Origin of the sequence: Limoniibacter endophyticus, assembly GCF_014652835.1 — a bacterium.
GTDB classification, from domain to species: Bacteria; Pseudomonadota; Alphaproteobacteria; order Rhizobiales; family Rhizobiaceae; genus Limoniibacter; species Limoniibacter endophyticus.
Map to the genome: position 1 here is coordinate 168,200 of NZ_BMZO01000006.1, position 11,872 is coordinate 180,071.

General features: G+C 57.5%; 11 protein-coding genes. 3 read left to right on the forward strand and 8 right to left on the reverse strand.

Annotated elements, in window-relative coordinates:
* Positions 1–81 precede the first annotated feature (81 nt).
* The 7 genes from IE151_RS10275 to msuE all read right to left on the reverse strand — a co-directional run bounded on the left by IE151_RS10275 (position 82) and on the right by msuE (position 8,060).
* Positions 82–1,506 (reverse strand): mannose-1-phosphate guanylyltransferase/mannose-6-phosphate isomerase, encoded by a 1,425-nt coding sequence (locus IE151_RS10275; protein ID WP_189489920.1) that lies wholly within the window; start codon positions 1,504–1,506, stop codon positions 82–84.
* 225 nt (positions 1,507–1,731) lie between these two features.
* Positions 1,732–3,063, reverse strand: coding sequence for an MFS transporter (locus tag IE151_RS10280; RefSeq protein WP_189489921.1), 1,332 nt, complete (start codon positions 3,061–3,063; stop codon positions 1,732–1,734).
* Between the two features lie 194 nt (positions 3,064–3,257).
* Entirely contained in the window at positions 3,258–4,022 is a 765-nt protein-coding gene (locus IE151_RS10285; RefSeq protein WP_189489922.1) for an ABC transporter ATP-binding protein, read from the reverse strand.
* Positions 3,995–4,900 carry an ABC transporter permease subunit gene (locus IE151_RS10290; protein WP_189489923.1) on the reverse strand — a complete coding sequence of 302 codons (906 nt, stop codon included), beginning with the start codon at positions 4,898–4,900 and terminating at the stop codon, positions 3,995–3,997. The genes IE151_RS10285 and IE151_RS10290 overlap by 28 nt, the downstream gene beginning before the upstream one ends.
* Before the next feature lie 11 nt (positions 4,901–4,911).
* The gene (locus IE151_RS10295; RefSeq protein ID WP_189489924.1) at positions 4,912–5,904 is read right to left on the reverse strand and encodes an ABC transporter substrate-binding protein; all 993 of its coding nucleotides are present in this window, start codon (positions 5,902–5,904) and stop codon (positions 4,912–4,914) included.
* 27 nt (positions 5,905–5,931) lie between these two features.
* Positions 5,932–7,269, reverse strand: a complete 1,338-nt coding sequence (locus tag IE151_RS10300) for an LLM class flavin-dependent oxidoreductase (protein ID WP_189489925.1) — start codon at positions 7,267–7,269, stop codon at positions 5,932–5,934.
* Positions 7,270–7,496: 227 nt separating this feature from the next.
* On the reverse strand, positions 7,497–8,060 hold the full coding sequence (msuE, locus tag IE151_RS10305) for an FMN reductase (protein ID WP_189489926.1): 564 nt from the start codon (positions 8,058–8,060) through the stop codon (positions 7,497–7,499).
* Positions 8,061–8,268: 208 nt separating this feature from the next.
* Here msuE and IE151_RS10310 point away from each other — a divergent pair, with 208 nt between their 5' ends.
* Both IE151_RS10310 and IE151_RS10315 read left to right on the forward strand, forming a co-directional pair.
* Positions 8,269–8,721, forward strand: coding sequence for a cupin domain-containing protein (locus IE151_RS10310; protein WP_244636698.1), 453 nt, complete (start codon positions 8,269–8,271; stop codon positions 8,719–8,721).
* 167 nt (positions 8,722–8,888) lie between these two features.
* Complete coding sequence (locus IE151_RS10315; RefSeq protein WP_189489928.1) at positions 8,889–10,130, forward strand: glucoamylase family protein; 1,242 nt, start codon at positions 8,889–8,891, stop codon at positions 10,128–10,130.
* On the opposite strand, the gene IE151_RS10320 is transcribed toward IE151_RS10315, so the two are convergent.
* Positions 10,118–10,588, reverse strand: coding sequence for an Lrp/AsnC family transcriptional regulator (locus IE151_RS10320; protein WP_189489929.1), 471 nt, complete (start codon positions 10,586–10,588; stop codon positions 10,118–10,120). The two genes, IE151_RS10315 and IE151_RS10320, sit on opposite strands and share 13 nt — an antisense overlap.
* A gap of 127 nt (positions 10,589–10,715) precedes the next feature.
* On the opposite strand from IE151_RS10320, the gene alr reads away from it, so the two are divergent.
* Positions 10,716–11,846, forward strand: a complete 1,131-nt coding sequence (gene alr / locus IE151_RS10325; protein ID WP_244636699.1) for an alanine racemase — start codon at positions 10,716–10,718, stop codon at positions 11,844–11,846.
* Positions 11,847–11,872: the final 26 nt, after the last annotated feature.

Here is an 11,872-nt window from a genome sequence, read left to right on the forward strand (position 1 = left end):
AAAAGCTCAAAGCGCGCAAAGCCGGTTTGGTATTGGGCCTCATTCCAGGGCCGCAGGCAGTCGCATCGCGTTAAACGGATATTATGTGCGTCCGAAGTCGTCCTCGATGCGCACAATATCGTCTTCCCCCAGGTAGGAACCGGTTTGCACCTCGATCACCTCGAGCTGGATCTTGCCCGGGTTCGCCATGCGATGAACTGACCCTTGCGGGATGTAGACCGACTGGTTCTCGGTGATCGTGACGGTCTTGTCGTCTATCGTGACGTCGGCTGTTCCGCGCACAACGACCCAATGCTCTGAACGATGATGATGCTTCTGTAGGGACAGCTTCTTACCCGGCTTGACGAAGATGCGTTTGACCTGAAAACGGTCGCCCTTCTGAAGCTGGCTATAGCCGCCCCAGGGGCGATAAACCGTGCGATGCTCTTCCGCCAGTCTGGCAGTCTTCGCGTCCTCGAGCAGCGTCTTGACGATCGTGCCGACATTCTGTGCCTCTGAAAGCTTGCCCACATAGATGGCGTCTTCGGAAGCGACTACGGTAACATCGTTGATGGCGCCGACCGCTACATGTACGCCCTCCGATATTACGAGGGAATTGCTCGTGCCGTGCAGGCTGACGGGACCGCGCGCAATATTGCCTTGTGCGTCTGCTCCGCCCGCTTTCCAAACAGCATCCCAGGAGCCAAGATCCGACCAGCGGATCGGCGAAGGCACAACGGATGCAAGGTCGGTTTTCTCGAAGATGGCATAGTCGATGGATATATTGGTGGCCTTCGCAAATTCGTCCGGATCAAGACGCACGAAGTCGAGATCATGCACGGCCTTTTCGATCGATGCCTGCGCTGCTGCGAAAACCTCCGGGGCGAGCTTCTCGCACTCCTTGAGAAACACATTAGTTGCGAACAGGAACATGCCGGAATTCCAATAGAAATTTCCCGTCGCGATCATCGCGCGAGCGGCTTCCTCCTCCGGCTTTTCGACGAAGCGCCTGATGGCGAGCGCGCCGCTAGGTTCTTTCTCGCCTCCTTCGATATAGCCAAAGCCCGTAGCTGGCTCACGCGGCGTGATGCCGAAGGTCACGAGGCGTCCGGCTTGCGCAGCCGCCCGCGCCGTATCGATGGCGTTAAGATAGTTTCCGTCGGCATCTATATCGTGGTCGGAGGCAACGATATGGACGAGCCGGGGTTCGTCTTTCCCTGCGACGAGAACGGCAGCTGTAATCGCGGGTGCGGTGTTACGCGCGACCGGTTCAAGCAGAACCTCGCCCAGCTCGATGCCGCACTCAAATGCCTGTTCGGCAACGATGAAGCGATACTCGGAATTGGTGATGACGATCGGTCTGGCGTAGCGGTCATCCTCCGCAAGGCGCTTGAGCGTTTGTTGATAGAGACTCAGATCACCGGTCAGCGCGAGGAACTGCTTGGGGCGTTGCGAGCGTGACATTGGCCACAATCGCGTGCCCTTGCCACCGGCCAGAACGATGGGAGTGATCAAATTATCGCGCAAGACAAAGCTTTCCTTTCAGACGATCCGAATGATCTATGGATGGCGGGACCATTCAGGCGCGTTATTTAACAGTCGTTTTTCGAACGACTGTCAACAAATCGCATTCGTATCGACGCGATGCCCCGCAACAAATATGCATCTATGATGAACAAGCTGATGATTGTCTGCGCATGAAAAAGGCGGATACGAACCCGTATCCGCCTCCACTGACGATATGGTCGACGCTCAGGCGCGCGCAGCTTCTTCAATGCCAGCCGGATTTTCGGCGGCGTTGCCTTCAACAAGGAAGTAGACGCCCATCGCAACGGCGAGTGCGGCGATAAAAAGCAGGTAATAGGCTGGAGCCATTGGCGACCAGCCGAGCGCGGTCACGACGCCGACCGGAGTCAGGCCTCCTGCGACCGCGTAAGCGACGTTATAAGCAAACGACATGCCGCTGAAACGCACCGGAGCCGGGAAGGCGCGGACCATGACATACGGCACGCCGCCGACCATGCCCACGGAAAAGCCCATAATTGCATAAAGCACGAACATGACTGTGGATGAGACACCAGCATAACTATAGAAGGCGAAGGTCGTGACCGCGAAGATCACGCCAGTGACGACGAAGAAACGACCACCGCCGATGCGATCGATGAGCCATCCGGCAAAGTTGCAGCCGAAGATCAGGAAGAGCGTGCCGACACTTGTTGCGGCAAGCGACATGAGAGGCGTGTAGCCATAGATCTTCTGCAGGAAGGTGGCGGTCATCAGGGTGGTCACGACGATGGCGCCTGAAAGGATCCAGGTCATCAGCATGGAAACCACCACACCGCGGCCATGATCGCGCAGCACCGTCTTGAGCGGCAGCTCCTGAAAACCCGCGCGAGACTTGCTCATTTCGATAAAGACTGGCGTTTCCTGCAGCCAGCGGCGCAGATAGACGGCCATCAAGCCGAAGACGCCGCCGAGCAGGAACGGGATGCGCCAGGCCCATTCAAGCACCTCTGCCTGCGGGAAGATCGCATTGACCGCGGTTGCGATGAGCGAGCCCAGCAGGATGCCCAGCGTGAGACCGGAACAGAGGAAGCCGCCGGAAAAGCCTACGTGACGCGAAGGCACGTGCTCGGCCACGAATGTCCAGGCCGCCGGAACTTCTCCGCCGATCGCAGCGCCCTGCAGCATACGCAGCACGATCAGGATGATCGGTGCCGCAACGCCGATGCTGGCATAGGTAGGCATCAGCGCCATGCCGAGCGTGGAGATCGACATGAGCAGGATCGAGAAGGCGAAAACCCGTTTGCGACCGTACTTGTCGCCGAAATGAGCAAGAATGATGCCGCCGACCGGGCGAACGAGATAGCCTGCCGCGAAGATGCCGAAGGTCTGGATCTGGCGCAGCCATTCCGGCATTTCCGGCGGGAAAAAGAGCTGGCTTATGACCGCCGCGAAGAACACGAAGATGATAAAATCATAGAATTCAAGCGCGCCACCCAGCGCGGAAAGGCCCAGAGTTCTGAAATCCTGACGCGTCAGCTTGCGCGGTGGGGCATGTGGTGTTGCGGTGGTCGGTGACATTGCTCTCATCCCAAGGAGTCGGGTTCCTCTTCCCGACAAGAAAAAAGGCAGCCGTCCCAATTGCGTCGAGCGACAGCCTTAGAAGGATCGCATGCGAGAAACACGCTAGGGATTCAAGCTTTTTCTGTCTCGTCTCGTGTTGAATCCCGCGGCAACGGTGCAAAACTGCCGCAGGATAGGTATTTCATGCAGGCTTATGCGTGGCCGTGGCCTACTCCTAGCCACGAGAGCAACCTGCCGCGCAATGCTGCAAATTCAGGGTCGGCCACATCGCGGGGGCGATCAAGAGCAACGCGTTCTTCGTGGGCGATGACGCCGTCACGCATGACAAGCACTCGATCCGACAGCAATACGGCCTCTTCCACGTCATGGGTGACGAGTAGAACCGCACAGCCATGCCGGTCCCACAATTCGCCGACGAGCTGCTGCGCCTTCATGCGGGTCAACGCATCGAGTGCCGCAAAGGGTTCATCGAGCAGAAGCAGGTCCGGTTCGCGCACCAGGGCTCGGGCCAGCGAGACTCGTTGGGCCTCGCCGCCGGAAAGTACCTTCGGCCATTGATCGGCACGATGCTCGATGCCCACTTCCCGCAGGGCTTCCAAGGCGCGCTTCTTGTTGGGATTCCCGGCGAGACCCAGCACCACATTGCGCCAGACCCTCTTCCAGGGCAGCAGACGCGGTGCCTGGAAAGCCACGGCGCGCTGGAGAGGTACCGACACTTCGCCGGAAATCTCGCGATCGAGATTGGCAAGGATGCGTAGCAACGTGCTCTTGCCGCAGCCGCTTGCTCCGAGAAGTGCGACGAATTCCCCCGGCGCGATGTCCAGGTCGAGTTCTTTCAGGACCATGCGCTGGCCGAAGCGGCGCGACAGCCCCCTCACCCGCACGGCGCTTTGTTGACGCAGCGTGTGAATGGGAAGATGTTCGGAGCCTATGCTCCGTTGAAGGACGGACGCCATGCCAGAAATACCCTTTCAAGTGTACGAACGATGAAATCCACACCGAGGCCAAGCAGCGCGTAGACGACCAGGCACACGACGATAACGTCGGTCTGAAAGAATTCGCGTGCGGTAGCCATCAGATAGCCGACACCCGCTGTTGCGTTGATTTGTTCGCCAAAAACGAGTGCAAGCCATGAGATGCCGAGCGCGTAGCGCAGGCCGACAAGCGCGTTTGGCAATGCTCCGGGCAAAACGATGTCCTTGACCATTGAGAGACGCGCAAGGCCGAGCGTTCGCCCCGCTTCGATCAGCGCCGGATCGACATTGCGAATGCCCGCGTAGAGGTTGAGATAGATGGGGAAGGCCGTTGCCAGTGCGATGAGCGCGATCTTCGGCGCTTCTCCAATGCCAAACCAGATGATCAGCAGCGGGATGAGGGCAACGTTAGGCACGGTGCGCAGCATTTGCATCGGCGCATCGACTATATCTTCACCGAGCCGGAAAAGACCGGCGACAAGGGCTAGCACGACGCCGATGGTCCCGCCAATCGCAAGGCCACCCACGGCGCGGCCGAGCGAAACTATAATCGCCTGCTGCAATTCGCCGGTTTCGATCAGCGTCGCCGCGCTGGATATCACGCTGGTCGGTCCAGCCAATACTTCCCGCGGCAAAATACCGGTCACGGACATCATGTGCCAGAAAAGCACAAGCAGCACTGGCCCGCTGGCTCGACGCAGCCAGCGCGGCACGCCTTTTTTCTGCTCGGAGACAGGCTGGATTTTCTCCAGTTTAGGCGCTTGATGGCGTATTTTCTCCGGTACCGGGATCAGATCGGAGCCGCGGAGATCGCGGCTCTTCTCTGTTACTCCCGGAGCAAACGTGGCGATCGTGTTCATGATCTCGTCCCTCAGTTCTGGAGTTGTTCAGTTGGGAGATCGCGGTAAACAAAGTCGACAAGCTTCAAGTCTCCTGAGAGCACGCCTGCTTCCTTCCAGGTTTCGAAAACGTTTTGCAGCGAAGCAGCCAGAACATTGTCGAGCGGCAGGCGTCTATAGGCCGCTTCCTCCGGATAGACGGTTTCAATCAAGGTCTTGTCCTGCCTGCTGAAAGCGGAAAAGAAGTCGATATAGGCCTGCTTATTATCCTTTGACCATTGATGGCCACGCGCGTAGCGATCGGCGTAATCGGCAATCGCAGCAACCTTGCCCGGATCCCTCAGTGCCTCATCAGTCGCGCTGATCACGCCATGACCGGTGTTGATGCCTTCGCCATCGATCAGGACTTTGGCCCTCAGGACGCCGACGGTTCGGGCGGTAAACACGCCCCAGGTGGTCCAGGCGTCGATGCTGCCGGCCTGGAAGGCGGCGCTGGCATCGGTCGGCGAGAGAAATGCGAGTTTCACGTCCTTCTGGTCGATGCCCGCCTTCTTCAGCACGCCGAGCGTCAGATAATGAGCGACGCTGCCGCGCGTCGTTGGCGAGATCGTCTTGCCCTTCAGGTCGGCGATCGTCTTTATATCGCTGTCTTCGGGCACGAGTACGGATGTGCCTTTGCCGCCATTGCCATAGGCGGCGACGACCTTGATCTTCGAACCGCCGGCAATGGCGCTCACTGTTGGTGAGTCCGCTGCGTAGCCAATGTCGACCGCGCCTGCCTTCAAGGCCTCATGAAGATTGACGGCGGCGGGATAGACCGACCACTCGATAGTATAGGGTACACCCTCGAGAAGGCCAGCGGCCTCCAGCTTGGCGCGCATCAGGCCGGTCTGGTCACCAATGCGAAGCGTAACCTTGGAAATATCCTGTTGCGCATGAGAGGGTGCGGAGGCGCACAGGACCAGGGTAGTCGTGAGACTGGCGAGGAGAACGGCGAAACTGCGGCGTGAGTAGGTTGTGGTCATAGCGGTTTCTTTCGATTGGGGCGAAAATCATTCCGCCGCTTGCGCAAGGGTCTTTGCGGTGTAGCGATTGATTGGCTTGGGGATACCTAGATGTTCCCGGAAGGTCTCGCCCTCGTATTCGGAACGATAGATGCCTCGCTTCTGCAGGATCGGAATGACTTCGGATGCGAGCACGTCGAGTTCGTTCGGCAGGGAATTATTGATGACGAACCCGTCGCTTCCCCGTTCTTCGAACCAGCGCTGAAACGCGTCCGCGACTTCTTCCGGCGTTCCGATGAAATCCGTGCGCGGCGTGGCGAAGCGGAGCGCTGTTTCGCGCAGTGTTAGGTTTTCCGAGTGCGCCAGCCTGATCACGTAGTCGGACTGGCTCTGATTGCTGTTTGCGCCATGCTCCCGCACATCCGGGAAGGGCGCATCGAGGTCGTGCTGGCTGAAATCATAATCGTTGAATGGGCGACCAAGCAGCGACAGCGCGTTCTCGACTGACGTCAGCGCAATGAATTCCTGATATTTGCGCTCGGCTTCCTCCTTGGTGGAACCGACGACGGGACGCGCGCTTGGCAGCACAAAAACGGTGTCAGCGTCGCGACCGAAGCCTGCCGCGCGACGCTTCACGTCAGCATAATATTTCTGTGCGGCTTCCAGCGTGTCGATATGCGCAAAAATGGCGTCGGAGCGGGCGGCGGCGAAGTTCTTCCCATCCTCGGAAGCACCGGCCTGGAAGATCACCGGCTGGCCTTGGGGCGAGCGTGCGATGTTGAGCGGTCCTCTTACATTGAAGAACTCGCCTTTGTGATCGAGGCGATGCAGCTTGCTCTCGTCGAAGAAGACGCCGCTTTCCTTGTCATGCACGAGCGCGTCGTCCTCCCAGGAATCCCATAGACCCTGGACGACATCGAGATGTTCGGAGGCGAGGCGATAACGTGTATCATGCGCCAGGTGCTGGTCTTTGGAATAGTTTTCGGCACTCCCCTCGAGCCAGGACGTTACGACGTTCCAGCCCGCGCGCCCGCCACTGATATGGTCAAGCGATGCGAACTGGCGCGCGACGTTGAAGGGTTCACTATAGGTCGAGGTCAGCGTGCCGACCAGACCGATATGGTCCGTCACAGCTGCCAGCGCGGACAAGATCGTCAGCGGCTCGAAACGATTGAGATAATGCGGGCTCGATTTAGCTGTGATGAAAACACTGTCGGCGACGAAGAGAAAATCGAATTTTGCCGCTTCGGCGATGTGGGCCTGTCTTTTATAATAGGGAAAGTTGGTGCTGGCATTCGGTACGGCGTCGGGATGACGCCAGTCACCCCAGCCGGTGCCATTGCCATGCAGCATGAAACCAAGTTTGAGTTGTCGCTTCGCAGCCATCGATGTTGCTCCCATCCCAGTTGTGTCCGGCGTGCCGGATGACGCTGAGAGAAAGGTTAGGGATGAAAGCGGGCTTTGCAGAGAAAGTAAATTTTCTATTTGAGGCGAGTGTTGAAAAGAAAATTTCAAACCGAAAGGGAAATGTATAAAACACCTCTGCGCCAGAAAACAAAAAAATCCGCATCGTCTGATGCGGATTCTCAAGTCCAGCGAAGAAATAGCCGGAATTACTCTGCTGCGATGGCCTGCGGGATTGCACGCTGAGAAAAAATCGCCGCTAGTTCTTGGACGGCCTGCTCGATACGCAGGTCGATATGCTCGGCAGACACCTTGTAGTCGGTAAATTCACGATCGGCGGCATAGATTGCAGTAGGCAGGGTAAAGGTCTGGAAGAACGCCAGAAGCGGACGCAACTGGTGCTCGACAACCAGCGCATGACGTTCTCCTCCCCCCGTTGCAGCAAGGATGACCGGCTTGCCGCGCAAAGCCAGGGGATCGATCAGGTCGATCAAATGCTTAAACATGCCCGGATAGCTTCCCTTGAAAGTCGGCGTTCCGACGATCAGAAGATCGGCATCGAGAATGGCGTCGATCACGCCTTGCGCCTGCCCGTCGAGTTGCGAGGGCCAATTGGCCTGCCCGAGCGACGGGCCAAGATCGCCGAGATCATAAACCGTTTGCGAAAAGCCATATCGCTCGGCGGCACGTGCGGCGATGGTGTCCACCAGCGCTTTGGACTTGGACGGACGGTTGAAGCTTCCGGCTAGTCCGACGAGCTTGAGCGATGACATGAGCTTGATCCTACGAGGCAGAAAATGTTGAGGCCTATCCTATTGCGTTCTTTCCCTTGCGAAAGAAATGCGATGCTTTCAATCCTTCATGTGTAAAAAACATTTCTCCTGAAGCGCTCTCTTGCAAAATTCCGTCGCTCGTACCTCCACGGCTTCTGCTCCATAGTCTTCCGCAATATAAGAGATGTCATCATTGAGGAGAATGAAAGTGCTCGACCGCCTTACCCAGACCGTCGATTGGAAAACGCAAGGCATCAAGGTGGTGCGCAATTCTGCCAGAAGCTGCGAAACACCGGATACAAAGGGAATGAATCGCCAGGTCGCCATCAGCGGCAGCCGCACCGGTTCTGCGAAGCTGTGGGCTGGCACCAATCATATCAAGCCTGGCGAAATCACCGGCGCGCATCATCATGGCGAACTCGAGAGCATCATCTACATTGTCAGCGGCCACGCGATCATGCGTTGGGGTGACCGTCTGGAATATATCACCAAGGCTGGCCCCGGCGATTTCCTGCAGGTTCCCGCATGGATGCCCCATCAGGAACTGAACGCTTCCGAGACAGAGGATCTGCATTGCGCGCTGGTGCGCAGCGGTCCGGAAGAGATTGTCGTCAATCTCGATATAGATCCGGTCGATGATCCGGAATGGATCGAGTTCTGATCCTCAGACAGATGCATTTTCAATCAAGAACGCGCTGACGAAGGCATGTCGGCGCGTTCTTGCGTTTTGGATGGAGCATGTAGCAGAGTGCATGGAACGATCTTGCGTGCACATGTCTTACGTTGCTGCCGCTAAAGGTATCCTGCCTGCTTCGGGTGAAAACGAGAATGCATCTGCAATTGAACCTGGATACTCAACTCGATGTCATTCAGCAGAGAACCTCCTCCTATTTCCTCCAGGGCGCGCATCCTGTCAGCGCTCTGCCTTATGACAGGCTGGTCATCGGTAGACGCGCGCCGAACGATCTTGTCTCGATAACGGGCGCTGGCTTTGGTCTGCTGGCTCTGATCGTTGCGATGGAGCGCGGTTTCATCGACGGCGGAGAGGCACTGAACCGGCTCGACCGTATGCTTGAAACGCTTGAGAAGACGCAGCGTTTTCATGGGGCCTTTTCTCATTTCATCAATGGGACGGATGGTTCTTGCGTTCGTTTTACGCGGATTGATGATGGTGCCGATCTCGTAGAGACAACTTTCCTGCTTCAAGGACTCTTGTCGATGCAGCAATATCTCGCTGATCGATCGGGCACTGAAGCGGCTCGCCGCCGCATTGATGATCTTGTGACAGGTGTCAACTGGCGATGGTTCGCGCGTGATGAACACGAGGCACTTTATTGGCACTGGTCGCCCCGCCATGGCTGGAAAATTGATCAGCGCATATCGGGCTGGAACGAAGCGCTTCTCACTTATGTGCTGGCCGCCGGTGCACAGGATCACGCCATCGAAGGATGTACCTATCACGAAGGCTTCGCCCGTTCAGGGGGCATGCGAAACGGCGGCACCTTTTATGACCAGACGCTTCCGCTTGGTCCCGATTTCGGCGGCCCGCTTTTCTTCGCATATTACTCCTTCTGTGGCCTCGATCCCCGTGGTCTGCAGGACGAATATGCGCGCTATGACGACCAGAATGTAACGCACGCGCGCATCCATTACGCCTATGCCTGCGACAATCCGCAAGGCTACTCGTCCTACGGTCCTGGCTGCTGGGGCCTGACGGCATGCCACAGCTCGTCAGGCTACGCTGTAGCCTCCCCCACGAACGATACGGGGATCATCGCGCCCTCCGCCGCTATCTCGTCCCTGCCCTATTTGCCGGAGGAGGTGCTGCAGTCATTGCATTTCTACAGATATTATCAAGGCGGGCGGCTCTGGGGTCCTTATGGTTTCGTAGATTCCTTCTGTCCGCACACCGGTTGGGCGGCGCGTACCTGCCTTGCCGTCGATCAGGGACCCATCATTTGCATGATCGAGAATTTCCGCTCGGGTCTGCTGTGGGAGCTTTTCATGTCGGCGCCGCAGGTCAGGCGCGGCCTGAAGGCACTCGGCTTTTCATCGCCTCATCTGGAATGATCGGCGCGCATCCGCGAAGTCATGACATTGCGGATCGAGAAACTCGAATGGATGCGCTGCACGCCGGGTAGTTTCGACAGAATATCCTTATGGATGCGCTCGAAGTCCTGAGCCTTCTCCACCTCCACGCGCAGGAAGTAATCGGAGCTTCCAGTCATCAGGTAACATTCCTTAATCTCTGGATGCTTGCGTACCGCTGCTTCCAGGCGGTTGAGATAGTCCTCGGTTTGACGCTCAAGGGTGATCTGCACAAGGACGGAGATAGCATCCTCGCCACTGGCACTCCCCAGCAGTACCGTGTAGCCGCGGATCACGCCGTCGCGCTCCATCGCCTGAATCCGGCGAAGGCACGCTGAAGGCGAAAGGCCAACCTCTGCGGCCAATTTGGCATTGCTGGTCCGGGCGTCGAGACGCAGAAGACGCAATATGTTCCGATCAATATTGTCCAATGCGCTCATTTCGTGCGTTTATCCCGATTTTCTTCGACAGAACGGTATCTAACGCCGAATGATTGCAAAAATCGACAGGATTTTGCTCATTTCTTGCAATATCCTATACGCGTTAAATTATAAGGGAACGCAGGTGATGGATGCCATGTCGATGAACGAGATCGAACTGCGCGGTCAAAGCGGTCTGTTGACCATCGACTTGGACGCGCTGGTGAATAATTATCGCCTTATTGCTCGCACGGCAGCGCCGGCGAAAGCTGCGGCCGTCGTGAAGGCAAATGCTTATGGTCTCGATGCGTCGATCGTGGCGCCTGCGCTTTACAAGGCTGGTTGTCGCGACTTCTTCGTCGCGCTTTTCGTTGAAGCTCTACGGCTCAAGGAGTATCTTCCCGCGGACGCACGCATTCTGGTGCTGAACGGTTTGCAGCCCGGCAATGAACTCGCCTGCGTTCAAGGTGGCTTTACGCCGGTGCTAAATTCGCTGGAACAGGTCTTTGCATGGGATGCTGCCGCGCGCGCCGCCGGCAAGACCTTGCCCGCAGCGCTTCAGATCGATACCGGCATGTCGCGCCTTGGCCTCTCGCCTCAGGAACTTGACCGGCTCTGTGCCGATAAAAGCCTGCTGGGGGGCATTCGTCTCGATCTCATCATGAGCCATCTGGCCTGCGCTGATGAGCCGGATGCCGTTCATAATGGCGAACAGCTTGCCAGCATGAAGAAGGCGAGCGGCCATTTCCCTGGCACGGCTTTCTGTTTCGCAAATTCCGGCGGGGTTTTTCTCGGCTCCAGGTATCACGGCGATCTTGTGCGTCCGGGCATTGCGCTTTACGGCGGCGCACCGTCCATTGTTAAGCCCAATCCCATGCGGCCGGTCGTATCGCTCGACATCGCAGTCGTGCAGGTTCGTACTGTTGCTGCGGGCAGCTTCGTGGGCTATGGCGCATCCTACGTCGCCAGTCAGGATATCCGCGTCGCGACAGTTGCCGCGGGCTATGCCGATGGGCTGCCGCGCTCGTTGAGCAATCGCGGAGCGTTTTATTACAACGGCGTGCGCCTGCCGATTATTGGTCGTGTCTCGATGGATTCAATCTGTGTCGACGTGACCGCCTTGCCGGAGGGAACATTGTCGCTGGGTTCGATGCTGGAACTGGTTGGTGAAAGCCAGACTATCGATCAACTGGCAACTGATGCGGGCACGATTTCCTACGAAATTCTCACAAGCCTTGGTGACCGCTATCGACGCGTATATCGCCCGGTCGCCGGCTGAAACATAAAGAAAAACAAGGGGCACTC